Raw genomic sequence first — 26,001 nt, 5'->3', positions numbered from 1 at the left:
GCCTTATTTGGCGGCGTAGTCCAGCACTTCGATGGTGTGGTTGCCGTTGGTGAAGACGCAGATGTCGCCCGCAATCTTGAGGGACTTCTCGACAATGGTCCTGGCATCCAGCTCGGTGTTTTCCAGCAGCGCGATGGCGGCAGACTGGGCGAAGTTGCCGCCGCTGCCGATGGCGATGAGATCGTGCTCCGGCTGCACCACGTCACCGTTGCCGGTGATGATGAAGGATTTGTGTTCGTCGGCCACGGCCAGCAGCGCTTCGAGGCGGCGCAGGGCGCGATCGGTGCGCCAATCTTTGGCCAGCGCCACGGCGGCGCGCTCCAGATTACCCTGATGGGCCTGCAGTTTTGCTTCGAAACGCTCGAGCAGGGTGAAGGCGTCGGCGGTACCGCCAGCGAAACCGGCCAGCACCTTGCCGTTATAGAGACGATGAACCTTGCGGGCGTTGCCCTTCATGACGGTGTTGCCAAGAGAGACCTGGCCATCGCCACCGATGACGACCTGACCGTTGCGGCGAACTGAAACTATGGTAGTCACTTTACTTACCTCGCTTGAGCCGAATGACGGCCTGACTGTGCATGGCAAGAAAGATGGGGATGGCAAACGGGCTTTTCAACCCTGCCTTTGGTCGGGATAAACGGGGTAGCAAACAGCGTGGGTGCGAGTGACACCAAAAGAACAGGGCCGGGTGTTGCCACCCGGCCCTGCGTCATCGGTAAGCGTATTACCCTTTCTTGGGAATGCAGCCGCTGATGCCGGAGCTCTGCAGCTTGCTGTTGGCCGCATCGGCGGCCGCCTTGCCGTTGAAGGGGCCCACCATCACCTTGTAGACGGTGCCGTTGGCGCCATTGATCACCTGCAGGCTGGAAGAGAGACCGGCGGTGAAGGCGATACGCGCCTTGAGCGACTCTGCGGAATCCTGCGAGCGCAGGGCGGCGCACTGCATCATGTAGCGACCGCTGTCGGCGGCTGCGGTCTGGGCTGGCGGAGTGGCCGCTTTGGCCTTGGCCGCTTCGGCCCGCTCCCGTTCCAGCTCGGCGCGGATCTCCCGTTCCATCCGTTCCCGTTCGGCCTTGCGGTCGATCACCTGCTCTTGCGCGCTGGCAACCGGTGCTCCCGAGGTGGAAGGGGTGGTCGCCGGATTGGGCTGATAGGGCTTGGGCTGGCCGATGGGCGTTCCCGGTTGGGGAATGTCGGTCGGTACCGGCTGCGGCAGTTTTTCCGGCTGCAGAGTCATGGTATCTGCCGGCGGTGGCGGCAGCACACCCGGCTGGGTCGGCGGCTCTATGATATCGACCTGCTTGTTCTCAAGCCGTTCGATGTAGCTCCACTTCTCCTGAGGCAGCCCGTTATTCTGCGCTTTTGGCTTGTTGGCCTTTACCTGTTCCTCAATGGTGGGGGCGTCGTTGCCCTTGCCATTGATCATGTAAAGGAAGCCACCAAAGCCTGCCAGCAGTGCCACGACCAGCAGCACTGGAATAACAGGAAAGCGGCGAGGGGCCGCTTTCTTGGTATTGCGGCCACCCGCCCGACGTCGCGGGCGGCTGCCGACATAATCCCGGGTTGCCATCTATTACATGCGCTCCAGGGTATGGATGCCCAGTACGCCGAGGCCCAGTTTCAGCACCTTGGCGGTGGCGGCGCACAGCAGCAGACGGCTCTGACGGGTCGCTTCGTCCACGCCATCCTTGTTGATCGGACAGGCTTCGTAGAAGGTCATGAAGTTGCCGGACAACTCGTACAGGTAGGTACAGAGCAGGTGCGGCATGCCTTTGTCGGCCACGCCGTTGACCGCGTCGGAGAACTGGATCAGCTTCTGGGCCAGCACCTCTTCGGCCTCTTCGTTCAGGGTCACGTTGCCGGTCAGCGTCTCGGCATCGATGTTGGCCTTGCGGAAGATGGACTGGATACGGGTGTAGGCGTACTGCAGGTAAGGGGCAGTGTTGCCTTCAAACGACAGCATCAGATCCCAGTCGAAGATGTAGTCGGTGGTGCGGTTCTTGGAGAGGTCCGCATACTTGACCGCGCCCATGGCGATGGCGTTGACCACATTGGCCTTCTCTTCGGCAGAGAGGTCGCTGTTGCGGCTCTCCAGCAGGGCGGCGGCGCGCTCTTCGGCCTCGTTCAGCAGGTCAACCAGCTTGACGGTGCCACCGGAACGGGTCTTGTAGGGACGACCATCCTTGCCCAGCATCATGCCGAAGGCGTGGTGCTCGAGGGGGACGGATTCCGGCACATAGCCCGCCTTGCGGGTGATGGTCCAGGCCTGCATCAGGTGCTGGTGCTGACGGGAGTCGATGAAGTACATGACACGGTCGGCACCCAGGGTTTCATAACGGTATTTGGCACAGGCGATGTCGGTGGTGGTGTAGAGGAAACCGCCATCGCTCTTCTGGATGATGACGCCCATGGCTTCACCATCCTTGTTCTTGAACTCGTCCAGGAAGACAACGGTAGCGCCTTCGCTCTCGACCGCCAGCCCCTTGGCTTTCAGGTCGGCCACGATCTCCGGCAGCATGTCGTTGTACATGGACTCGCCCATGATGTCCTTGTTGGTCAGGGAGACATTGAGGCGGTCGTAGTTGATCTGGTTCTGTTCCATGGTCATGTCGACCAGCTTCTTCCACATGGTACGGCAGTACTCGTCGCCGCCCTGCAGCTTGACCACGTAGTTACGGGCGCGCTCGGCGAAGGCTTCATCTTCGTCGTAGCAACGCTTGGCCTGGGTGTAGAAGGCTTCCAGATCCTTGAGTGCCATGTCGCTGGCGTGCTCGTTGGACATCTTCTCCAGATAGGCGATCAGCATGCCGAACTGGGTGCCCCAGTCGCCGATGTGGTTGGCACGGATCACTTTGTGGCCGAGGAATTCCAGCGCGCGCGCAGCTACGTCACCGAGTACGGTGGAGCGGATGTGGTGCACCGCCATCTCTTTGGCCACGTTGGGGGCGGAGTAGTCCACCACCACGGTTTGTGGAGCGGGCAACCGTACGTTGGCATTGGCAGAGGTCACCATGGCCTCGACCTGACCGGCCAGCCAGCGCTGGTCGAAGAAGAAGTTGATGAAGCCGGGACCGGCGATCTCGACCTTGGCGATCAGGTCGGAGGCAGGCAGGTGCTCGATGATGGCCGCCGCCAGCTCACGGGGATTCTTGCGGGCCGGTTTGGCCAGCAGCATGGCCAGGTTGGTAGCCAGGTCGCCGTGAGCTTTTTCCTTGCATCGGTCTACTTGTACGCGGGCTTCCAGGTCCGCCGGCAGGACGCCTGCTGACTTGAGATTGGCTACCGTTTGTTCAAGTAGATGATGAATATGCTCTTTCATAACTGACCACCAAGGTTGCGCGTCGAAAAATGACTGATATATAAGGGCGTGAATTTTACCCGCATCGGCCCGAGAAAACTATAGGGATGACCCGCCGCTCGCTGTCGGGCGGATATTTCACTGCGTTTGGCGCCATATTCCAGAATATTGGGCGGAAATTACGGTGCTTATCCATTTCTACTGCATATCGAAGCGGCTTGTCCAGGCTATTTTCCCCTGATTGTTAAGGGTTTTTCCTTTCCGCTGACGGGAATGATCTCCTCCCTCTGGCCCGGCGTATCAACATACGTTCCCAACCGAGGAGTTTGCGATGCGACTGGCGCTGTTTCCCCTATCTGCCCACCTGCTGCCCGGCGGCGTCATGCCGCTGCGGATCTTCGAACCGAGATACCAGCGGATGATCGCCGAGGCGGGGGAGTCCGGCTTTGCCCTCTGCATGGTGGACCCTCGCCAGCCCGACGCCCTGCGCAACATGCTGCCCATCGCCACCCGGGTCACTATCATCGATTTCGACCGGCTGCCGGACGGCATGCTGGGAATCACGGTGCAGGGGATGGAGCGGGTGCAGATAGAGGATCTGTGGCAGGAGCCCGATGGCCTGCGTATCGGCGAGGTGACGCCGCTGACGGCCTGGCCGCCCCGCCGGCTCCATCCCGATCAGCAACCGCTAGTCGAGGCATTGCGGGAGGTGTTTGCCGACTATCCCGACTATGCCGCCCTCTATCCCGCCCCCTGCTGGGACGATGGCAACTGGGTGGCCCAGCGCTGGCTGGAGGTGCTGCCGATCCCCCCTGAACAGAAGCAGCTGCTGCTGGCCGCTGCCGACAATCAGCCCGCCATCGCCCTGCTCAAGGGGGTGCTGGTGGCCAGCCACTGATTTTTTCTGACCCGCTGATCCGCCAGCGCCGCGGGGCCGTACAAGTTATCACCACAGCATGTTCGACAGCACACCAAAGGGATGGCGCAATGGCATATACTGGCCAACCACACTCGACCATACGCAGGACTTCGCCCGTGATGGATAACCCGGATGGCGACCTCAAATCTCTGCTGATCAGGGTGGCAGAGCAGGCCGACAAGGCTGCTTTTGCCCGCCTGTTCCAACACTTTGCGCCGCGCATTCGCAGCTACGGCTTGCGCCACCTCGGCAGCGAGGCCAACGCCATGGAGCTGGTGCAGGAGACCATGCTGCTGGTGTGGCAGAAGGCACGCCTCTACCACCCCGAGAAGGGGGCGCCGACCACCTGGATCTACACCGTGATGCGCAACCAGTGCTTCGACATGCTGCGCCGTCGTCGCGCCAGCAAGGAGGATCTCTGTGCCGAGGAGCTGTGGCCGGTGCTGGAGTTTCAGGCCGAAGAGGAGCATCTGAGCGGCGGTGAGGATGCGGTGCTGACTCGTCAGATGGCCCACTATCTGGGCACCCTGCCGGAGCCGCAACAGCAGGTGGTGCGCGGTATCTATCTGCAGGAGTTCTCCCAGCAGGAGCTGGCGGAGCGACTCGGCGTGCCGCTCGGTACCATCAAGTCCCGCCTCCGGCTGGCGTTACAGAAATTGAAAGAGCAAGTGGAGCAAGGCCATGATTAAAGCCCATCCGACCGACCCTATGCTGCGTGCCTTCGCCGCCGACGAGCTCCCTCTGCCGCTGGCGGTGGGGCTCTCCGCCCACTGTGAACTCTGCCCCGATTGTGCTGCCCGACTGAAGACATTCGAAGATGAGCTGGCGCAGCAATATCTTGCTTCGCCAGCAGAGCCCGAGCTGGACTCCCGCGATGAAGCGGGACTGGACGCCGGATTCGACGCCATGCTGGCGGATATTCTGGCGCAGCCGCTGGCAGAGCCCCTATCCGAGCCAACACATGACCAGCCCCGAACGCAGCACGGCGAGCTGGAGGTGGCCGGTCACGCCTACCGTTTGCCACGGGTGCTGGCCCGCTATCGTTCGCCCAAGTGGCGCCATATCGGGGCCATTCGTCAGCAGAGTCTGCCGCTGGACGAGATGGGGGCGCGCGCCAGTTTGCTCCATATCGAAGCGGGTGGCCGCATCCCCGAGCACACCCATCAGGGTTATGAGCTGACCCTGCTGCTGGCGGGCAATATTCAGGATGGCGATACCCTTTACAAGGCGGGGGATTTCATCTGGCGCGATGCCAGCCACTCCCACAGTCCGCATACGCCCGATGGCTGCCTCTGCTACACGGTGCAGGATGCGCCGGTGCAGTTCACCAAGGGGTTGTCGCGGCTGCTGAACGGCATCAGCCAGCACCTCTATTGAGCACCATGACGCCATAGAAAAAGGGACCAAGTTGGTCCCTTTTCTCATTTCATTTCATTGCAGGCAGCCGGTCAGGCGACAAACACCAGATAGACGGCGAACGCCACGATAAAGCGGTAGATGGCGAACGGGATAAAGTCGATGCGGCGGATCAATGTCAGGAAGGTCTTGATCGCAAACATCGCCACCACGAAGGCGGTGATAAAGCCCACTGCAAACATCGGGAAGTCGGCCATCGAGAGGAAATCGCGGCTCTTGTAGAGATCAAGCCCGCTGGCGGCCACCATCATGGGCACTGCCATGATGAAGGAGAACTCGGCGGCGGCGTGACGGCTGATCCCCATCAGCATGCCACCACTGATGGTGGCGCCGGAGCGGGAGAAGCCGGGCCACAGGGCGAGACACTGGAACAGACCGATGCCGAACGCCTGCTTGTAGCTGATGTCATCCAGAGTTTCTGCTGTGACGGCCGGGCGGAACTTCTCGGCGATGATGAGCAGGATGCCCCCCGCGACCAGCGCGTACATGACGGTCTGTGGACCAAACAGGTTAGCCTTGATCCAGCTGTGGATGGCCAGACCGACCACGATGGCGGGCATCATGCCGAGGATGACATGCACCAGCGACAGGGTGGCGTGATCCCGGGACGGCTTCTGGCCAAAGTGGATGCCAATCAGGCCAAACAGGCGACGCCAGAAGACGGCGACCACGGCGAGGATGGAGCCAAGCTGGATCACCACTTCGAAAGTGGCAGCCTTGGGCCCTTCAAAGCCCAGCAGATGGCCGACGATAATCATGTGGCCGGTGGAGGAGACGGGGAGGAACTCGGTCAGCCCCTCGACGACGCCCAGAATAAAGGCGACCAGCAGGCTATAAGTGTCAGTCATCGAACAAACAATCCTTAACTTCGTTGATGTAAAAACGCCCCGAAAGGGTCTCGGGGCGGCATATCTTGCTCGATTGTGACTGCTGAGGCTATGTAAAAATCATGAATTCTTTAAGTTAGTCGCGGATAAAGCGGTAGCGGGTCTGGTGGTGATAACGCTCGCCAGGCAGCAGCCAGGGGTTGCCCAGCTCGGGGCGATTGGGGCTGTCCGGTAGCTGTTGCGCCTCAAGACAGAAGCCGTCGTGATCCCGGTGCGACAGGCCGCTGCGGTTCGGGGTATTGGCCAGCCAGTTGCCGCTGTAAAACTGCAGCGAGGGTTGGTTGGTGTAGACCTCCATCGCCAGCTGCCTGTCCCCTGATACCACGCGAGCAGCCCACACTTGCGTTGGGCCGTTGAGCACAAAGGCATGATCGTACCCCTTGGCTTGTTGCTGCTGGGGATGACTCAGCCAATCCTGCCCGACAAGGCGCTCTTGGCGCAGATCGAATGGCCCCTCCACCGGAGTGATGGTGATCGGCAAACCGCTCGGGTCGGTCGGCAGGAAGTGGTCGGCATTGATGCTGATGAGGTGGTCACGCACATCGCCGCCGTCGGGGTTGTCATCGAGATTGAAGTAGGCGTGGCTGGTGAGGCTGACCGGCGTAGCGGCATCCGTGCTGGTGATGAAATCCACCACCAGATCGCCCTGCTCCAGCCGGTACTCCAGAGTGACCCGCAGATTGCCGGGAAAGCCCTGATCCCCCGCCCGGGAGAGCAATGCCAGCTTGACCCGATCTGCTTCCAGCTCCTTGATTTGCCAGCGCTGGCGATGAAAGCCCGCCTGCCCGCCGTGCAGACAGTTGGGTGCCTGATTGGCATCCAGCGGCCAGCGCTGTCCATCACGCACCAGCTCGGCACCGCCGATGCGGTTGGCAAAGCGTCCTGCCACCGCGCCCAGCCACACCTGCTGGGTGGGATAGGCGTCGTCGGCACAGCCCAGCAGCACTTCACGCCGTTTGCCCGCTACCGGCAGGGTGAGGGAGGTGAGGGTTGCGCCGAAGTCGAGGCCGCGCAGCCGCAGCCCCTCCTCGTTTTCCAGTTCGAACGGGGTCATGGCGCTGCTCATAGCTTGCCTGCACCGGCGCTGGCAGAGCAGACGTAGCAGTCGGCCTTGAGGCCCGAGATGGCCGGATACTCTGCCTCGACCGCGGCGATCACCTCGGCCACTTTCTCCGGGCGCAGCAGGGCGACCACGCAGCCGCCGAAGCCGCCACCGGTCATCCGCACGCCACCATCTGTGCCGATCCTGGCCTTGATGATCTCCACCAGACCGTCGATGGCGGGCACTGTGATCTCGAAGTCATCGCGCATGGCGGCGTGCGACTGCGCCATCAGTTCGCCGAGACGGGTCAGATCGTGGCTTGCCAGTGCATCGGCCGCCGCCAGGGTGCGGGCATTTTCCCCAACGATGTGGCGGGCACGACGATAGCAAGCATCATCCAGCCCGGCCTTGCCTGCTTCCAGTCCGGCCAGATCGAGGTCGCGCAGCGCCTTGACTCCGTAGTGACGGGCGGCCGCTTCGCACTGCTGGCGACGGGTGTTGTATTCGCTGTCCACCAGACCGCGACGCACATTGGAGTTGACGATCAGCACCGCCAGATCCGCAGGCATGGGGATGAGGCGAGTCTCCAGCGAGCGGCAGTCGAGCAGCAGGGCGTGGTCGGTTTTGCCGCTAGCAGAGATCATCTGATCCATGATGCCGCAGTTGCAGCCGACGAACTTGTTCTCCGCCTGCTGGCCATTGAGGGCGATCTCGGCCTGGCTGATGTCGAGCCCCAACGCCTCTTTGAATGCCTGGCCGATGGCCACTTCCAGCGAGGCGGAGGAGGAGAGCCCCGCCCCCTGCGGCACGTTGCCGGAGACCACCAGATCGAGGCCGCGCAGGGCATAACCGCGCTCCTGCAGATACTTCACCACGCCGCGAATGTAGTCGCTCCAGCGTTGGTTGGGGTGGTGCTCGATGGGCTGGTCGAGGTCGAACTGGTCGCGCTGGTTGTCGTAGTCGGCGGCGATCACCTGCACTTGCCGGTCATCGCGCAGGCCGATTGCAACGCAGGTCTCGTAGTCGATGGCGCAGGGCAGCACGAAGCCGTCGTTGTAGTCGGTATGTTCACCGATGAGGTTGACGCGGCCGGGGGCGCGCACCAGCAGATCGGGCGCTTTGGCAAATTGCTCGGCAAAAACGGTGCTGACACGTTGGCTGGGGGTCATAGGGCCTCCTCATTGGTGTGGCTGGTCTGGTTGTAGTGAATGGGGCTCAGAGCGCGCAGCCGCTCGGCGGCCTGCTCGGGGGTAAGGTCACGCTGGGTTTCTGCCAGCATCTCGAAGCCGACCATAAATTTGCGCACGGTGGCGGAGCGCAGCAGCGGCGGATAGAAGTGGGCATGCAGTTGCCACGCCTCGGGGCACTCCGATTTGGGCGGTGCAAAGTGCCAGCCCATGGAGTAGGGGAAGCTGCACTCGAACAGGTTGTCGTAGCGGCTGGTGAGCTCCTTGAGCGCCACCGCCAGATCCTGTTGCTGGGCCTGGGTCATATTGAGCATGGAGGGGACGTGCGCCTTGGGCAGCAGCAGGGTTTCGAACGGCCAGGCGGCCCAGAAGGGAACCACGGCGAGCCAGTGCTCGGTCTCTACCACGATGCGCGAGCGATCCGCCAGCTCCCGCTCCACATACTCCAGCAGCATGGGGCGGCCATGCTCCGCCAGCCAGTCGCGCTGGTGCTGCTCTTCGCGGGCGATCTCGTTGGGCAGGAAGTCGCTGCCCCAGATCTGGCCGTGGGGGTGCGGGTTGGAGCAGCCCATGACTGCCCCTTTGTTTTCAAAGACCTGCACCCACTGCCACTGGGCTGACAGTTCGGCGACCTGATCCATCCAGGTGGTGATCACCCCTTCGATGGCGGGCAGCGGCAGCTCGGGCAGGGTCTTGCCGTGATCCGGCGAGAAGCAGATGACCCGGCTGGTGCCGCGGGCGGCTTCCAGTTTCAGCAGGGGATCGCTGGCGCTATCGGCGGCCGGGGTATCCTGCATCAGGGCGGCGAAGTCGTTGGTAAAAACGAAGGTGCCCTGATAGTCGGGGTTGATGTCGCCGGTGACCCGGGTGTTGCCCGCGCAGAGGAAACAGTCGGGATCGTGGGCCTGTTTGGGGGCCTGACTCACCTTCTCCACCTGTCCCTGCCAGGGGCGTTTGGCCCGATGGGGGGAGACCAGCACATACTGGCCGGTCAGCGGGTTGAAGCGGCGATGGGGATGATCGACGGGGTTGAACATCATCTCTCCTGAATAAGGTATTGAAAAATAGGGTCGTCTATTAACAGGGAGCAGGCAGGCCTACTCCTCGTAACCGTTCGGATTGGCGGATTGCCAGCGCCAGCTGTCGGCGCACATGGCGTCGATGTTGCGGGTCGCCCGCCAGCCCAGCTCCCGCTCAGCCTTGGCCGGATCAGCCCAGCAGGCGGCGATATCGCCGGGACGGCGCGGTTCGATGCGAAACGGCAGCGGCTTGCCGCAGGCATTGGAGAAAGCGGCGACCAGCTGCAACACGCTCTGGCCCTGGCCGGTGCCCAGGTTGTAGGTGTGCACGCCACCCTTGCCGGCGCAGTGTTGCAGTGCCTTGACGTGCCCCTCGGCGAGATCCATCACGTGGATGTAGTCGCGCACGCCGGTGCCGTCCGGGGTGGGGTAATCGTTTCCAAAGACAGACAAGCAGTCGCGACGGCCGATGGCGACCTGGGTGATATAGGGCATCAGGTTGTTGGGGATCCCTTGCGGGTCTTCACCCATGGTGCCCGATTCGTGGGCGCCGACCGGATTGAAATAGCGCAGCAGGGTCATGCTCCAGTGGGGCTCGGCCAATTGCAGATCTTCGAGGATCTCCTCGATGATCAGCTTGGATCGTCCGTAGGGGTTGGTGGCGCTGCGGGGGAAATCTTCGCGGATTGGCAGGCTGGCCGGATCGCCATAGACGGTGGCCGAGGAGCTGAACACCAGATTGTGCACATTGGCCCGCTTCATCGCCTGCAGCAGGGTGAGGGTGCCGCCGAGGTTGTTCTCGTAGTAATCCAGTGGAATGCGGGTCGACTCGCCGACCGCCTTGAGGGCGGCAAAGTGGATCACTGCATCGATATGCTGCTCGGCGAAGATCCGGTCCAGCAGGGCCGCATCGCGAATATCCCCTTGATAGAACAGGGGTTGCTGGCCGCTGATGGCAGCGACTCGGGCCAGCACGCTGCGTTTGCTGTTGCCGAGGTTGTCGACCACCACGGGATTCATGCCTGCCGCTTGCAGGGCCAGAGAGGTGTGGCTGCCGATATATCCGCAACCGCCGGTGACCAGAACCTTCATCTTGCTCTCCACTGAAAAGTGTCTGGAAGGAGTCTAGCCGAGGGTGTGGCGACCAAACTGTGAGCTTGCTTGCAAAACGGTGTAAACGATTACACTGTTTCTGTGGTCATCCTGAGGGCAGATATGCGTTTCACCTCTGTTTTCAATGGGTTTGCTGGGTATAATGGCGCTCTATTGCACAGTGAAAGAAGTGAAAACAGCATGAGCACCATCAAGGATGTCGCCCGTTTGGCCAATGTGTCGGTGGCAACGGTTTCACGGGTGATGAACAACTCCCCCAAGGCCAGTGCCGCGTCTCGCGAAGTGGTGCAGAAGGCCATGGCTGAACTGGGCTATACCCCCAACGCCAACGCGCGGGCACTGGTGAGCCAGACTTGCGATACCATGGGGGTGGTGGTCGGTGACGTGGCAGATCCCTTCTTCGGTGCACTGGTGAAGGGGGTCTCCGGCATCGCCGTCGAGCAGAACCTTCACCTGCTGATGGGTAACGGTTTTCACAAGGCACGTCAGGAGCGTGAGGCGATCGAGCTGCTGATCGGCAAGCGCTGCGAGGCGCTGGTGGTGCACAGCAAGGCGCTGAGCGACGAGGAACTGTACGATTACGCCATGCGGGTGCCCGGTATGGTGCTGATCAACCGTGATATTCCTGCCCTCAAGGGGCGCTGCATCGCTCTCAACAACAGGCTGGGGGCGGCTACGGCGACTCGCCACCTGATCGAACTGGGCCACCGCCATATCGCCTTTATCAGCTCGGATCACGCCATCGAGGATGCCACCTTGCGTCTGCAGGGCTATCAGGATGGACTGATGGAGGCTGGTCTGGCAGCCGATCCCGAGCTTATCGAGAGCGGCACGCCGAACGAGGAGGGGGGGGAGCGTGCCATGCTCAACCTGCTGGCCAAGGGGCTCAAGGTGACCGCCGTGGTGGCCTATAACGATGCCATGGCGGCGGGCGCCATCTCAGTGCTGGCGGACAACGGCCTGCGAGTGCCGGAGGAGGTTTCGGTGGTGGGCTTCGATGACATCATCTATGCCAGATATTTGCGCCCCAAGCTCTCCACCATGCGCTATCCCATTGAGCTGATGGCGGCCCAGGCGGCCAAGCTGGCCATTCAGCTGGCGGCGGGGGAGAGTGACGCGACCCAGAGCCGGATCTATACCCCCACCCTGATCAATCGCCACTCGGTGGCACCGGTTCGGGCCGGATAGCCCCCTTTTGTGGCCCTGTTCGGGGCCGTTTCTTGCACAGTTATTGTTTTACCTATTTTTAATCATTTTTACTCCGCTTTACTTAACAAAATCAGTGTAATCGTTTACATCTGTGTGAGCGAGATCGCCGTTCCCTGCGTCATACTTCTCTAGACTGAATAGGTTTTCCAATCAGCAGGGAGAGAGTGAATGCTCAGGGAGATAGTGGCGCGTCAGGATTGGCAGACTCAGGCCATTACGTCGGTAAACCGGCTGGCTGCCCATACCCCCATGTTCAGCTGGCGCAGCGAAACGGATGCCAGGGGGGATCTGGCCTCTTCCTCCCGTCTCTTGCTCGATGGCGAGTGGCGCTTCTCCTTCTTTGCCGCTCCCGAATTGGTGCCCGAGAGCTGGCTGGTGCAGGATCTGGTGGATGCTTGCCCCATTACAGTGCCGGGCAACTGGCAGCTGGATGCCGCCTATCCAGCTGCGCGGCCGCTCACCGATGGCCCCATCTACACCAATATCAAGTACCCCTTTCCCTGCGATCCGCCCCGGGTGCCGGCAGAGAACCCCACCGGTTGCTACTCCCGCGAGTTCGAATTGCCCGCCGACTGGCTGGCAAGCGGCCAGAGCCGGATCATCTTCGACGGGGTGAGCAGCGCCTTCCACCTCTTCTGCAACGGTCGCTGGGTCGGTTACTCCCAGGACAGCCGGCTGCCCGCCGAATTCGATCTGACCCCATATCTGCAGAGCGGTCGCAACCGGTTGGCGGTGCTGGTGCTGCGCTGGTCCGACGGCTCCTATCTGGAAGATCAGGATATGTGGTGGCTGTCGGGGATCTTCCGCTCCGTCAGCCTGTTGCACAAACCGTCCCGCCATCTGATGGATATGCGGGTGACGCCTGAGCTGGATGCCTGCTATCGGGGTGGCCGTCTCAAGATTGCCCTGCAGGTGGCCAATGGGGCTGGCCTGTCAGTGGAGGCCAATCTCTATGACGGCGTTGAGCGCGTTGCGACCCTGCGTCAGCCGATCGGCACGCAAGCGATTGACGAAAAAGGGGCTTACGACGATCGTGCCGAGTTCTGGCTCGACGTGGCTGCGCCGCGCAAGTGGAGCGCCGAGACGCCCCATCTCTATCGCCTGACCCTGACCCTGCTGGACGAGCAGGGCCAGGCTATCGAGAGTGAGGCATGTGATGTGGGCTTTCGGGTGGTGGAGATCCGTGGTGGCCTGCTGCGGGTCAACGGTCAGCCGCTGCTTGTTCGCGGTGCCAACCGTCATGAACACCATCCCGCCAAGGGTTATGCCATCGATCGCGCCACCATGGAGCGGGATCTGCTGCTGATGAAGCGGCACAACTTCAATGCGGTGCGCTGTTCCCACTATCCCAACCACCCAGACTTCTATCGCCTCTGCGATCGGCTCGGCCTCTATGTGGTGGATGAGGCGAATCTGGAGACCCACGGCATGACCCCCATGGGGCGGCTGGCGCGAGATCCCGCCTGGAGCAACGCCTTTCTGGAGCGGGCTACCCGCATGGTGGCTCGGGATTTCAACCACCCCTCCATCATCATTTGGTCGCTCGGCAACGAGTCGGGTTACGGCCCGGCCCATGATGCCATGTATGGCTGGATCAAGCGCAGCGACCCGAGCCGTCCGGTGCAGTACGAGGGGGGCGGGGCCGATACCCCGGCCACCGACATCATCTGCCCCATGTATGCCAGAACCCATCAGGATCAACCCTTTTCTGCGGTGCCCAAGTGGGCGCTGGCCAAGTGGATCGGCCTGCCCGGCGAGCACCGGCCGCTGATCCTCTGCGAATATGCCCACGCCATGGGCAACAGTCTGGGGGGCTACGCCCACTATTGGCAGGCGTTTCGCGATCATCCACGCCTGCAAGGCGGGTTTGTCTGGGATTGGGTCGATCAGGGGCTCGACAAATACACCGCCGATGGTCGCCACTACTGGGGCTATGGCGGCGACTTTGGTGATGTGCAAAATGATCGCCAGTTCTGCTGCAACGGCCTGCTGTTCCCGGATCGCACTCCGCATCCAGCCCTGTTCGAGGCAAAGCGGGCCCAGCAACCGTTCCGCTTTACCCTGCTCGAGCACACCCCGCTGCGGGTACGGATCGAGAGCGAATACCTGTTTCGGGAAACCGACAACGAGCGGCTTCGCTGGCAGCTGTGCGAGAACGGTCATGTGCAGCTGCAGGGGGAGATCTCCCTTGAGCTGGCGCCACAGGGGGTGGTCGAGTTGACCCTGAGCGAAACACTGCCCGCCTGTGCGGCAGGCTCACTGGCCTGGCTCGATCTGGCCATCGTGCAGCCACAGGCCACTCTCTGGTCGCAGGCGGATCACAAGGTCGCCCGTCAGCAGTTCACCCTGCCGACCCCCCTTGCCCTGCCTGCGCCGGTCGCTGCCGCTACCCTGAGCGAGCAGCCGGATGGCTGGCGGATCACCGCCGCAAACAGCCAGTGGTGGCTCGACAAGCAGAGCGGCTGCATCACCAGTTGGCAAAAAACGGGGCAGGAGCAGTTGCTGGCGCCGATCATGGATCACTTCTACCGGGCGCCGCTCGACAACGACATTGGCACCAGCGAAGCGGATCACGCCGACCCCAACTCCTGGATTGCTCGCTGGCAGGTGTGTGGTCTCGGTCAGTGGCAGCACCGCTGTCTGGGGATCGCGGTCGCCGGAGGGGATATCCGGGTCAGCCATGGCTACTTCCACCGCGATGAGCTGCTGCTGGTGAGTCACTGGCATCACCGCTTTACCGACGATGGCGCCATGAGCCTGGAGATAGAAACCGAGCTGGCACAGGTGCTGCCGTCGCTGCCGCGGATCGGTCTGCTGCTTCATCTGGCCGAGGTACCGGCGCGAGTCGAATGGCTTGGGCGTGGGCCGCACGAGAACTATCCGGATCGTCTGCTGGGCGCCGATCTTGGTCGCTGGAGCCTGCCGCTGGAGGCGATGCACACCCCTTACATTTTCCCGAGTGACAACGGCTTGCGCTGTGATACCCGCCAGTTGCAGCTGGGCAGCACGACGGTGAACGGCAGCTTCCATTTCAGTGCCAGCCGCTTCAGTCAGCAGCAGTTGGCCGCCGCCCGTCACCAGAGCGATCTGGTGGCTGAAGAGGGGCTGTGGGTCTGTCTCGATGGCGCCCACATGGGGGTGGGCGGCGATGACTCCTGGAGCCAGAGCGTGCGCCCCGAGTATCAGCTGACTGCCCGTCGCTATCGCTGGCACTGCACCCTTGGCTGAGCTTTTTGACAACAGCCTGTTAGCGACTAGCCTCAATGCTGCGGAATAGATTGAGTCCAAAAATTAACGCTCGAATTTATGTTTTTGAAAAATAAGAAAAAGATTCAATGTAACAGAGTGTAAACGTTTTCATTTTGTCGTCATGATCACAGAAGAAATGACAACAAACTGATTACATTGATTGGCGCTTGCTCAATTGCTCGCCACCCTACAACACAGATAGACACATCGGAGCACACATAATGAAAAAACTGACCACAGTTGCCGCCCTGCTGATGGGCATGATGGCTGGAGCCAATGCCCAGGCTGACACCCGTATCGGGGTAACCGTCTACAAGTACGACGACAACTTCATGGCGGTCGTGCGCAAGGCCATCGAGAAGGAGGCGGCAGCCACTCCAGGGGTGGAACTGCTGATGAACGACTCCCAGAACGACCAGTCCAAGCAGAACGACCAGATCGACGTGCTGCTGGCCAAAGGGGTGAAGGCGCTGGCCATCAACCTGGTAGACCCCGCTGCGGCCCCGGTGGTGATTGAGAAAGCCCGTGGCGAAGATATCCCGGTGGTCTTCTACAACAAGGAGCCGAGCGCTACCGATCTGGCCAGCTACGACAAGGCCTACTACGTGGGTACCGACTCCAAGGAGTCAGGGATCATCCAGGGCCAGCTGATTGCCAAACACTGGAAAGCCCATCCGGAGTGGGATCTGAACAAGGATGGCGTGATCCAGTTCGTGCTGCTGAAAGGGGAGCCGGGCCACCCGGATGCGGAAGCGCGCACCTCCTACGTGGTCAAGACCCTGAACGATGGCGGCGTCAAGACCGAGCAACTGCACATGGATACCGGTATGTGGGATACCGCCATGGCGAAAGACAAGATGGATGCCTGGATCTCCGGCCCCAACGCCAACAAGATCGAAGTGGTCATCGCCAACAACGACGGCATGGCAATGGGTGCGGTCGAGTCACTGAAAGCCCAGGGCAAGACTGCCATTCCGGTGTTCGGCGTCGATGCGCTGCCGGAAGCGCTGGCCATGGTCAAGAGCGGTGTCATGGCGGGTACCGTGCTGAACGATGCGGCCAACCAGGCCAAAGCCACCTTCGAGCTGACCAAGAACCTGGCTGAAGGCAAACCGGCCGGTGAAGGCACCAAGTGGAATATCGTCGACAAGGTAGTGCGTGTTGCCTACGTCGGTGTGGATAAAGACAACCTGTCCCAATTCGAGTAATTCCCTCCTCCAGGGCAAGGGAGATCCCCTTGCCCTTTTTTCAACCAGATGTGATGGCTGATATGACAACACAGCAACAATCAGAATGGCTGTTGGAGATGATTGACGTCAGTAAGAGCTTTCCCGGCGTCAAGGCACTCGATAATGTCAATTTACGGGTCCGTCCTCATTCTGTGCATGCGTTGATGGGCGAGAACGGAGCGGGAAAATCCACACTGCTCAAGTGCCTGTTCGGCATTTACGAGAAGGATCAGGGCAAGATCTTCTTCAAGGGGCAGGAGATCAACTTCACCTCCTCCAAAGAGGCGCTGGAAAATGGCGTCTCCATGGTGCATCAGGAGCTCAACCTGGTGTTGCAGCGTACCGTGATGGACAACATGTGGCTCGGCCGCTACCCCACCAAGGGGTGGTTTATCGACCACGGCAAGATGTATGACGACACCAAGCGCATCTTCGATGAGCTGGATATCGATATCGACCCCAAGGTGAAGGTCGCGACCCTGTCGGTCTCCCAGATGCAGATGATCGAGATCGCCAAGGCGTTCTCCTACGATGCCAAGATCGTCATCATGGACGAACCCACCTCCTCCCTGACCGAGAAAGAGGTGAATCACCTCTTCAAGATCATCAACAAGTTGAAGGAGAAGGGGTGCGGCATCGTCTACATCTCTCACAAGATGGAGGAGATCTTCCAGCTCTGTGACGAGATCACCATATTGCGGGATGGCCAGTGGGTGGCAACCCAGCCGCTCAAGGGCATGACCATGGATCAGATCATCGGCATGATGGTCGGCCGTGAACTGACCCAGCGCTTCCCTGAAAAAACCAACCAGCCGAAAGAGGTGATCCTCGAGATCGAACACCTGACGGCGAAGAACCAGCCCTCCATTCAGGATGTGACCTTCAACCTGCACAAGGGGGAGATCCTCGGCATTGCCGGACTGGTGGGGGCCAAGCGCACCGACATCGTCGAGACCCTGTTCGGCATTCGCGATCGCAGCCAGGGCAGCATCAAGCTGCACGGCAAAGAGGTGGCCAACCACAACGCCCACGAAGCGATCCGCAACGGCTTTGCGCTGGTGACGGAAGAGCGCCGCTCCACCGGTATCTACTCCCGGCTCGATATCGCCTTCAACTCCCTGATCGCCAACATGGACAGCTACAAGGGCTCCATGGGGCTGCTCAGCGATAACAAGATGAAGAGCGATACCCAGTGGGTGATCGACTCCATGCGGGTCAAGACGCCGACCCAGCAGACCCAGATCGGTTCCCTCTCCGGGGGTAACCAGCAGAAGGTGATCATCGGTCGCTGGCTGCTGACCCAGCCGGAGATCCTGATGCTCGACGAGCCCACCCGCGGCATCGACGTCGGGGCCAAGTTCGAGATCTACCAGCTCATCCTGGAGCTGGCGAAGAAGGACAAGGGGATCATCATCATCTCGTCAGAGATGCCGGAATTGCTGGGGATCACCGACCGCATCATGGTGATGAGCAATGGCCGGGTCGCCGGGATCGTCAATACCAAAGAAACTGACCAGAGCGAGATACTGCGCCTGGCATCTCTGTACCTCTAGAGACAGGAAGACATTTATGGAGTCGGCTAAAAATTTCAATCTGATGCAGGCGCTCAAGGAAAACGCCATCTATCTGGTGCTGCTGGTGCTGCTCATGGTCATCGTGATCCAGGAGCCCTCCTTCCTGAGCCTCACCAACTTCAGCAACATCCTGACCCAGTCCTCGGTGCGGGTCATCATAGCGCTGGGGGTGGCGGGCATCATCATCACCCAGGGGACGGATCTCTCGGCCGGTCGTCAGGTCGGTCTGGCGGCACTCATCGCGGCAACCATGTTGCAGGCGCTGACCAACGTCAACAAGGTGTTCCCGACGCTGGGGGAGGTGCCCATTCCTGCGGTGATCCTGCTGGTGTGTGTGGTGGGTGCCCTGATTGGTCTGGTCAACGGTCTCATTGTGGCCTACCTGAACGTCACCCCGTTCATTACCACCCTGGGCACCATGATCATCGTTTACGGTATCAACTCCCTCTACTTCGACTCGGTAGGGGCTTCGCCGGTGGCCGGGTTTGATCCCCGCTTCTCCAGCTTCGCCCAGGGCTTTATCCGGATAGGAGGATTCAAGCTCTCCTATCTTACCTTCTACGCGGCCATCGCCAGCGTCTTTGTCTGGGTGCTGTGGAACAAGACCCGCTTTGGCAAAAACATCTTCGCCATCGGTGGCAACCCCGAGGCAGCCAAGGTCTCCGGCGTCAATGTGGCGGTCAATCTGGTGATGATCTATGCGCTGGCAGGGGTCTTCTACGCCTTCGGCGGCATGCTGGAAGCGGGCCGGATCGGTAGCGCCACCAACAACCTCGGCTTCATGTACGAGCTGGATGCCATCGCGGCGTGCGTGGTGGGCGGGGTGTCGTTTGCTGGCGGGGTGGGAACGGTCGCGGGTGTGATTACCGGCGTACTTATCTTCACCCTGATCAACTATGGCTTGACCTATATCGGCGTCAGCCCTTACTGGCAGTTCATCATCAAGGGCGGCATCATCATTCTGGCGGTGGCCCTGGACTCCATGAAGTACGCCAAGAAGAAATAACGATTGGCAGAGAGGGTTGGCGTTGCCAGCCCTCTCTTCTGGAGGGAACCCATGCCATTCAAGGTCAAGATTTACCTCTTGCTGCTACTGGCCATTCTGGTCACCATCGGCACTGCCGGGCTCAGCGTGAATCACTTCATCAGTGGTTACATTCGCACTCAGGCCACCCACAACATCAACGAGCAGATCACTCTGGTCAAAGAGAAGCTGGCCAGCGACATCAATCAGAAGATCCTGTTGGCCGCCAACCTCAACTTCGGGGTGACCAACGTCAAGAAGACCCTGCAAGAGACCGGCTTTCACAACATCGTCAAGGTGATCGGCGACATGGCATTCGACGTGAGCGGTGTCATCAACGACAGCGCCAAGGTCGATGCCCTGCGCAAGCTGATCCCCGCCGCCAACAACCAGATCACCGTCAGCCCGCTGCAACAGGTGGATGGCAAGCCGGTCATCACCATTCTGGTGCCGCGCGGTGCCGATTCCGCCTATCTCTACTACCTCGACATGAGTGAGTTCAAAAGCCTGCTGGAGAAGATGAGTGGCGATGGCCGCTACTTCTCGTTGGCCGACAGTCAGGGCAACAGCCTCTATGACAGCAAGCCGCAAGGGGAGAGTGAAGCACGCCCCAACCAGCTGGATATCCGCGGCAGCAGCTGGACGCTGACCGGCTATATCGATCTTGACTACATCCGGGCCATGACCCGGGCCCTCAACGGCCAGATCATCATGGCGCTGTGCGGCGTGGCGATCGTGGTGATGGTGCTGGCGATGCTGGCGCTTAACGTGGCCTATCGCCCCATCCTCTCGTTGCGGGATCTGGTGCTGGAGCTCTCCCGCGGCAGCGGCGATCTTACCCGTCGGCTGGCGGTAACCAGCAAGGATGACCTTGGCCAGATCTCGGCCGGCATCAACCGCTTTATCGAACGGTTGCAGGAGATGATGGGGGAGGTGCGGCAGGCGAGCGGTCAACTCAACAGCGGCATTGCCGGATTGGCCAGCCAGACCGGCGCCGCCCAGTCCCTGCTGGCGGATCATGTGCGCGAGACCGAGCAGGTGGTGACCGCCATCAACGAGATGAGCCGCACCGCGGTCTCCGTCTCCGAGAGTGCGGCCAGCACCGCCCAGCTCACCGGCCAGAGCCAGCAACTGGCGAGCCAGTCCCGTCAGGTGGTAGATCAGGCAATGGCCAGCGTGATGGCGCTGGTGGACGAAGTGGAAGCCACTGCTCGCTCCATTGAAGCGATGCAACAGGATGTGCAGCAGATTGGCTCAGTGCTCGGGGTGATCGGCAGCATTGCCGAACAGACCAACCTGCTGGCCCTCAACGCCGCCATCGAGGCGGCCCGCGCTGGTGAACAGGGGCGTGGCTTTGCGGTGGTGGCAGACGAAGTGCGTTCCCTCGCGGCCCGCACCCAGCAGAGCACAGCCGAGATCCAGACCATGCTGGCCAGTCTGCAGCGGGGCACCCGAACTGTGGTGGAGGCCATGGGCAACACCAAGCAGAGCTGTCAGGGGGCTGCCGAGAACACTACCAGGGTCAACGAGTCGCTGGATCTGATGGCCGGAGAAGTGGTGGAGATCAACGATCTCATCAGCCATATCGCCACGGCGGCGGAGCAGCAGAGTGCGGTGGCCGAAGAGATCAACCGCAACATGAGCGCCATCGCCGAGGTGATCCGTCAGCTGACCCACAATGGCGAAGCGACGGTTGCCAGCTCCGCGGCGATGCAACAGACCTACGACCGGCTGCGGGAGATCGTGGGTCACTTCCGGCTGGAGTAAGGCCGATGTTCAGTCAATAACAAAACAGGGCCATCCGGCCCTGTTGTTGTTTTCCTGTCTGCCTGAATCAACCGGCCTTGCGGCGCAGATAGACCCCGGCTTCCATGTGATGGGTCCAGGGGAACTGGTCGAACAGGGCGAAACGGGCGATCTCGTGGGTTTCGCCCAGCACGGCCATGTTGGCCTGCAGGGTCTCGGGGTTGCAGGAGATGTAGAGGATGTTGTCGTACTCCTGCACCAGCTTGACGGTAGCATCGTCGAGACCGGCGCGGGGCGGGTCGACGAAGATGGTGTTGCACTGGTAGCTCTTGAGATCGATCCCCTTGAGGCGGTTGAACTCCCGTTCACCACGCATCGCCATGGTGAACTCCTCGGCCGACATACGCAGGATGATCAGGTTGTCGACGCCGTTGGCGGCAATGTTGAACTGGGCGGAGTCGACGCTCGGCTTGGCGATCTCGGTGGCCAGCACCTTGCGGAAGTTCTGCGCCAGCGCGATGGAGAAGTTGCCGTTGCCGCAATAGAGCTCCAGCAGGTCCCCTTCGCTCCCCTTGGTCACATCCAGCGCCCAGGCCAGCATCTGTTCGTTGATGGCGGCGTTGGGCTGGGTGAAGCTGTTCTCCACCTGTTTGTAGGTGAGCTGGCGACCCGCCACGTTGAGCTGTTCGATGACGAAGTCATCCCCCAGACAGATCTTCTGCTTGTGGGCGCGGCCAATCAGTTGCAGCTCGAACCCCTTGGCGCGCAGATCGGCCTGCAGCGCTTCGGCGGCCTGTTGCCACTCTGCTTCCAGCTTGCGGTGATAGAGCAGGCTGACAATGATCTGGCCGGACTGGGTGGAGAGGTAGTCGATCTGGAACAGCTTGCGGCGCAGCACCGGGTGTGGGCGCAGCCCCTCCAGCAGCAGCGGCATCAACTGGTTGATGAGGCGGCTGGCGGTAGGGAAGTGGTCTATCTTGATGATCTCTTTGGTCGCCGGGGCATACATGCAGTGGAAGAGGTCATCCCCTTCGTGCCAGATGCGAAATTCGGCGCGCATCCGGTAGTACTCCGCCGGCGAGCTGTGCACTTCCAGCGCCGGGAGGGTGAAGCCGGCAAACAGCTCGGTGAGGCGAGCGCGCTTTTCGTCGAGTTGGGCCTGATAGTCGGCCGCGGTTCTAGGCGCCGGAGCGTTCGCGGAAGGCTGTTGGGACTGGGTCATAAATACCTCACATGCACACCGGCCGGGCCGGGTCGAAATCGGGGGAAGGCAACAGGCCACCCAAAGGGGCCCGATTTTAAAAGCCAGCCGCAGATTGTCCAGCATTTTGTGGTCAAGAAGTGTTCAGTCAGGCCGATAGCTGATCTACAGGCATGGTGGGAGGACACATTATGCAGATCGAAGGCGTGGGCGCAGCCCAACCCAAGGGAGTGGGTGTTTCTCCCAAATCGCCCCAACCGGCGGAGCAGAAACAGGTCAAGAGCGAGGAGGCGGTCTCCTTGCACAGGCCGCCCAAGTGGGCGCAGGTGCTGATCCAGCAGGCATTGCAGTTCTCGCTGGAGATCAACGGCCAGGGCTATCAGGCTCCGAAGGTGAAAGAGCCCGAGGAGATCACCCCTGAGACCCTGTTCGACTTCCAGTCGGTGGCGGACAACGTGCTGCAGTTCGTGACCGGACGGCTCGGTGCCGCGCGGGCCGATGGCAAGTCTGACGACGACCTGACCGGGATGATGGAGCAGGCCCGCAAGGGGGTCGACAAGGGCTTTGACGAGGCGAAGAAGCAGCTCGGCAAGTGGGCGACTGACAACGACGATATCAAAACCGGTATCGATCAGAGCTACAAGCTGATCCAGAAAGGGCTCGAGGAGTTCGAGAAGGAGTTCTTCGGCAAGGTCTCTCCGACCGACATGGGACAGGCCGAGATGGCCAGTCGCCAGCAGGGTTATCTGGAGATCCAGACCAAGGATGGCGACAAGGTGGTGCTGCGCTTCAACGACAGCTGGCAGACCAAGTCCCAGAGCAGCGAGAGCGGCAGCCAGTTCAGCCTCAAATCGAGCCAGAGCTTCAGCTTCTCGCTGGAGGGGGATCTCAGCAGCGACGAGATGGAGTCCATCGGCAAGCTGGTCAAAGGGATCGACGAGCTGGCGGGGAACTTCTTCTCCGGCAACTTCGAGGAGCTGCTGGACAAGGCGGGCGAGCTGAAACTGGATGACAGCCAGCTGGCCTCCTACTCCCTCAAGCTCAAGCAGAGCGTCAAGCTGAGCCAGACCTATCAGGGGGCGCACTCCCTGCAGGATCTGATCAAGCCGTTTGCCGACTATCTGCCGAAGCTGGATCAGGTGCAGAAACAGGCGGATAGCCTGCTGCCACCATCCCAACAACAGGCGCTGACCCCGGCCGTGTTGGCGGCGAGAGGGGAAGGAGAGCCGGCACAGGTCGATCGCTTCACCAGCTTCAACCAGCGGATGCTGGAGGCGCTGCGGATGATCAACCAGTTCCAGCCATCCACCGAGCCCGCCAGTAAGAACGCCTGAGCCACAGCGCGTAACGCAAGTAATTAGCTGCCGTTTGCCAGCCCTTCCCGGGGCTGGCAAACTGGCCTTTTCTCCAATCCGGTTGCCCCATGAACCCCAAGAAGCCAAGAGACAAGCGCGAGCTCTGCTACCCCTTTATCTTCGAAACCTCGCTCAAATGTGATTTTGAAATCGCCACCGACGAGCTCTGCTGTCAGGTCGGGGCCGTGCTGTCATACCTTGCGCCGGATGCCGATACCGAGCCCATGCTGGCGGATCTCGCGGCGTTGCAGCGACTTATCTACAACCTAAACGGCTCGGTACGCGGCAAGCTGGGGATCTTCGATGCAGACCTTGAGTGGCTCAAGGCTCGTTACGACCACTACAACGAGGCGAGTCGCGGCAGCGTCACCGGTTTTGTGCTGCCACAGGGGCCGCAGCCCATTCCAACCCTCCATCTGTGCCGCTGCGGCAGCAAGAAGGTGGTGCGGCTGCTGGTCAGGCTGGAAGAGAGCGAGGTGGCCTTCGATCCCGTTCTCTATCGCTTCGCCAACCTGCTGGCCAACTTCTTCTTCGTGCTCACCGTCTACCTCAAGCAGCGCTGGCAGGTGCCGGAAGTGCCCTACGTCAGCATCAACTACTGATGGCGGCTGGTTAGGGACCAGGCGTCATGGTGGATTGAACGGAATAAAAAACCGGAGCCTTGGGCTCCGGTTTTGTTTTTCAGCGCGTCAGTTGCCCGCTCAGCTGGAGATCAGCACTCTCGCCGAGTTGGCCGGGATGGTGAGCTGTACCTCGCCCTGCACCACTTCAAACTTCTCGCCGTTGAAGGCGTCGGTGAAGCGGCTGGCGGGGCTCGCGGTTTGCCACAGGGGCAGGCTGATGGTGCGCGGCTCACTCGGATGGCGGTTGCAGGCCACCACCACCTGATCGCTTTGCAGGGTACGGGCGAACACATAGCTGTGGGGCCCGGCGTAGAGGGTCTGGATATCGCCGCGGCGCAGGGAGGGGCGCTGGCGGCGGATCTGGATCAGCCGGCGATAGTGGTCGTGCAGCACGTGATCCCAGTCTGTGGTATCCCACGGGAAGCAGCGGCGGCAGTCCGGGTCGTTGCCGCCGGAGAGCCCCACTTCATCGCCATAGTAGATGGACGGCACACCGATATAGGTGAGCAGCAGGGTGGCGGCCAGCTGCATCCGCTGTTTGTCCTCTCCCAGCAGATGGAGGAAGCGGGCGGTATCGTGGCTGTCCAGCAGGTTGAACTGGGCCAGCTGGTTCTTGAACGGAATGTGGGCCCGCGCCAGTTTGAGCCAGCGATCCAGCTCTTCGGCGCTGATCTTGATGGGGTGGTAGGCGATATCCTGCCCCGCCAGGAAGGCGCGGATCGGATGGGCGAAGCCGTAGTAGTTCATGGCGCCATCCTCCTGATCCCCTTGCAGCCACTGGCTCGCCTCGAAGAAGTGCTCACCCAGCACATAGGCGTCCGGGTTCTCCTGCTTCACCGCGCCGCGAATGGCGCGCACATGGCTGCGATTGCCCTCGGCGGTGCCTCGCTCCCCCAGCATGTGGATGACGTCAAAGCGCCAGCCATCGATCTGGTAGGGGGCGCGCATCCAGTAACGGAGGATGGCGTCGTCGGCCCGATAGACGGCGTCTTGCACCTTCTCGCAGGAGAAGTCGAGCTTGGGCAGGCTGCGAATGCCCTTCCAGCTGACGTAATCCCCTTCTTTATCAAAGGTGTAGAAGCTGCGCCACGGGGAGTCCGGGTTGCTCTGGGCTCCCAGTGGCGGGCAGAACCAGGGATGCTCGGTAGAGGTGTGGTTGACCACCGCATCGAGGATGATCTTCATGCCGCGCTGGTGCAGGTTGCGGGTCAGCTCGGCGAACTGTTCGTTGCTGCCGAGGTGGGCATCCACCTTGAAGTAGTCCTGGGTGTCGTACTTGTGGTTGCTCGGGGAATCGAAGATGGGGTTGAGGTAGAGCGCCGTCACCCCGAGAGATTGCAGATAGTGCAGCTTGGCATCGATGCCCGCCAGATCGCCACCGTAAAACTCGCAGGCGCCGTGGCCCTCTTCGTGGCGACTGACCGGTTCGCCCCACGCCTTGCTGATCACCGCTTTGCCGCGATATTCGTACTCGTGATGCTTGACGCTCAGCGACGGATCGCCGTTGCAGAAACGGTCGGGGAAGATCTGGTAGAACACCTGATCCTGCACCCAGGCCGGTGGCTGGTGCAGGCTGTTGAAGCGAAAATGTTGCTCCCGTGGCGGCATGGACGCGCTGACGCCCGCCCCGTGCAGCCACCACTGCTCCTCGTCGGTGAGGCACTTGAAGCTGTAGAGGTGGATATCCTGTCCCTTGATGAGCGGCAGGGTCGCATGCCATACCTGCAGCCGATCGCGGGTGGAGACCGCTGTCATCGGGATCAGGTACTCCTCGTTATCCGGCTCGTGGCGCAGCCACACCTCGCGGATCGGCGCATCCAGCTCGCTAAAGAGGGTCAATTGCAGTGCGTCGGCGCTCTCTTTGAACCAGGGCGCCACCTGGGGATGAAACAGAAACGGATGGGTCATGA

The 26,001-nt window shown here is 61.2% G+C and carries 21 protein-coding genes; 11 read left to right on the top strand and 10 right to left on the bottom strand.

Features of this window, described 5'->3' with window-relative positions; all coding sequences use genetic code 11:
* Positions 1-3: 3 nt before the first annotated feature.
* The 3 genes from hslV to argS all read right to left on the bottom strand — a co-directional run bounded on the left by hslV (position 4) and on the right by argS (position 3,319).
* Positions 4-537: an ATP-dependent protease subunit HslV gene (gene hslV, locus OKC42_RS11505; RefSeq protein WP_005342555.1), complete on the bottom strand. Its 534-nt coding sequence runs from the start codon at positions 535-537 to the stop codon at positions 4-6.
* A gap of 187 nt (positions 538-724) precedes the next feature.
* The gene (locus tag OKC42_RS11500) at positions 725-1,570 is read right to left on the bottom strand and encodes an SPOR domain-containing protein (protein ID WP_005340771.1); all 846 of its coding nucleotides are present in this window, start codon (positions 1,568-1,570) and stop codon (positions 725-727) included.
* Between the two features lie 3 nt (positions 1,571-1,573).
* Positions 1,574-3,319 (bottom strand): arginine--tRNA ligase, encoded by a 1,746-nt coding sequence (argS, locus tag OKC42_RS11495; RefSeq protein WP_005355547.1) that lies wholly within the window; start codon positions 3,317-3,319, stop codon positions 1,574-1,576.
* A 310-nt stretch (positions 3,320-3,629) separates the two neighbouring features.
* Here argS and OKC42_RS11490 point away from each other — a divergent pair, with 310 nt between their 5' ends.
* From OKC42_RS11490 to OKC42_RS11480, 3 genes are all read left to right on the top strand, one after another.
* Complete coding sequence (locus OKC42_RS11490; protein WP_201902624.1) at positions 3,630-4,196, top strand: LON peptidase substrate-binding domain-containing protein; 567 nt, start codon at positions 3,630-3,632, stop codon at positions 4,194-4,196.
* 140 nt (positions 4,197-4,336) lie between these two features.
* Positions 4,337-4,906 carry a sigma-70 family RNA polymerase sigma factor gene (locus OKC42_RS11485; RefSeq protein ID WP_005355542.1) on the top strand — a complete coding sequence of 190 codons (570 nt, stop codon included), beginning with the start codon at positions 4,337-4,339 and terminating at the stop codon, positions 4,904-4,906.
* Complete coding sequence (locus OKC42_RS11480; RefSeq protein WP_270819731.1) at positions 4,899-5,594, top strand: ChrR family anti-sigma-E factor; 696 nt, start codon at positions 4,899-4,901, stop codon at positions 5,592-5,594. The genes OKC42_RS11485 and OKC42_RS11480 overlap by 8 nt, the downstream gene beginning before the upstream one ends.
* Before the next feature lie 71 nt (positions 5,595-5,665).
* On the opposite strand, the gene bacA is transcribed toward OKC42_RS11480, so the two are convergent.
* From bacA to galE, 5 genes are all read right to left on the bottom strand, one after another.
* A complete protein-coding gene (bacA, locus tag OKC42_RS11475; protein ID WP_005355537.1) occupies positions 5,666-6,481 on the bottom strand; it encodes an undecaprenyl-diphosphate phosphatase in 816 nt (271 codons plus the stop codon).
* A gap of 115 nt (positions 6,482-6,596) precedes the next feature.
* Positions 6,597-7,586 (bottom strand): galactose-1-epimerase, encoded by a 990-nt coding sequence (gene galM / locus OKC42_RS11470; RefSeq protein ID WP_042081754.1) that lies wholly within the window; start codon positions 7,584-7,586, stop codon positions 6,597-6,599.
* A complete protein-coding gene (gene galK / locus OKC42_RS11465) occupies positions 7,583-8,731 on the bottom strand; it encodes a galactokinase (protein WP_270819727.1) in 1,149 nt (382 codons plus the stop codon). Before galK ends, galM begins: the two co-directional genes overlap by 4 nt.
* On the bottom strand, positions 8,728-9,786 hold the full coding sequence (locus tag OKC42_RS11460) for a UDP-glucose--hexose-1-phosphate uridylyltransferase (protein ID WP_270819789.1): 1,059 nt from the start codon (positions 9,784-9,786) through the stop codon (positions 8,728-8,730). Before OKC42_RS11460 ends, galK begins: the two co-directional genes overlap by 4 nt.
* A 60-nt stretch (positions 9,787-9,846) precedes the next feature.
* Positions 9,847-10,860 carry a UDP-glucose 4-epimerase GalE gene (gene galE, locus OKC42_RS11455; protein ID WP_270819725.1) on the bottom strand — a complete coding sequence of 338 codons (1,014 nt, stop codon included), beginning with the start codon at positions 10,858-10,860 and terminating at the stop codon, positions 9,847-9,849.
* Between the two features lie 201 nt (positions 10,861-11,061).
* On the opposite strand from galE, the gene OKC42_RS11450 reads away from it, so the two are divergent.
* The 6 genes from OKC42_RS11450 (at position 11,062) to OKC42_RS11425 (ending at position 20,933) form a co-directional block, all read left to right on the top strand.
* A complete protein-coding gene (locus OKC42_RS11450) occupies positions 11,062-12,069 on the top strand; it encodes a substrate-binding domain-containing protein (RefSeq protein WP_041915397.1) in 1,008 nt (335 codons plus the stop codon).
* Between the two features lie 189 nt (positions 12,070-12,258).
* Entirely contained in the window at positions 12,259-15,318 is a 3,060-nt protein-coding gene (locus OKC42_RS11445; RefSeq protein WP_270819723.1) for a beta-galactosidase, read from the top strand.
* A gap of 242 nt (positions 15,319-15,560) precedes the next feature.
* Positions 15,561-16,547 carry a galactose/glucose ABC transporter substrate-binding protein MglB gene (gene mglB, locus OKC42_RS11440; RefSeq protein WP_258721644.1) on the top strand — a complete coding sequence of 329 codons (987 nt, stop codon included), beginning with the start codon at positions 15,561-15,563 and terminating at the stop codon, positions 16,545-16,547.
* A 53-nt stretch (positions 16,548-16,600) separates the two neighbouring features.
* The gene (mglA, locus tag OKC42_RS11435; protein WP_041234376.1) at positions 16,601-18,121 is read left to right on the top strand and encodes a galactose/methyl galactoside ABC transporter ATP-binding protein MglA; all 1,521 of its coding nucleotides are present in this window, start codon (positions 16,601-16,603) and stop codon (positions 18,119-18,121) included.
* A 16-nt stretch (positions 18,122-18,137) separates the two neighbouring features.
* A complete protein-coding gene (gene mglC / locus OKC42_RS11430; protein WP_005342585.1) occupies positions 18,138-19,148 on the top strand; it encodes a galactose/methyl galactoside ABC transporter permease MglC in 1,011 nt (336 codons plus the stop codon).
* Between the two features lie 51 nt (positions 19,149-19,199).
* Complete coding sequence (locus OKC42_RS11425) at positions 19,200-20,933, top strand: methyl-accepting chemotaxis protein (RefSeq protein WP_270819719.1); 1,734 nt, start codon at positions 19,200-19,202, stop codon at positions 20,931-20,933.
* Positions 20,934-21,000: 67 nt separating this feature from the next.
* On the opposite strand, the gene trmA is transcribed toward OKC42_RS11425, so the two are convergent.
* On the bottom strand, positions 21,001-22,134 hold the full coding sequence (gene trmA, locus OKC42_RS11420) for a tRNA (uridine(54)-C5)-methyltransferase TrmA (RefSeq protein WP_005340735.1): 1,134 nt from the start codon (positions 22,132-22,134) through the stop codon (positions 21,001-21,003).
* Positions 22,135-22,304: 170 nt separating this feature from the next.
* On the opposite strand from trmA, the gene OKC42_RS11415 reads away from it, so the two are divergent.
* Together OKC42_RS11415 and OKC42_RS11410 are read left to right on the top strand one after the other, a co-directional pair.
* A complete protein-coding gene (locus OKC42_RS11415; protein WP_270819716.1) occupies positions 22,305-23,447 on the top strand; it encodes a DUF5610 domain-containing protein in 1,143 nt (380 codons plus the stop codon).
* A gap of 89 nt (positions 23,448-23,536) precedes the next feature.
* A complete protein-coding gene (locus tag OKC42_RS11410; protein WP_267512751.1) occupies positions 23,537-24,070 on the top strand; it encodes an ATP--cob(I)alamin adenosyltransferase in 534 nt (177 codons plus the stop codon).
* Positions 24,071-24,169: 99 nt separating this feature from the next.
* Here the strand turns inward: OKC42_RS11410 and malZ are convergent, their stop codons facing one another.
* Positions 24,170-25,999, bottom strand: a complete 1,830-nt coding sequence (gene malZ, locus OKC42_RS11405; protein ID WP_270819712.1) for a maltodextrin glucosidase — start codon at positions 25,997-25,999, stop codon at positions 24,170-24,172.
* Positions 26,000-26,001 lie beyond the last annotated feature (2 nt).

Origin of the sequence: Aeromonas sp. Y311-2 (assembly GCF_027706025.1) — a bacterium.
GTDB classification, from domain to species: Bacteria; Pseudomonadota; Gammaproteobacteria; order Enterobacterales; family Aeromonadaceae; genus Aeromonas; species Aeromonas veronii.
Note: the sequence above shows the minus strand (reverse complement) of the source record. Positions and strands in the feature narration are given on the sequence as shown.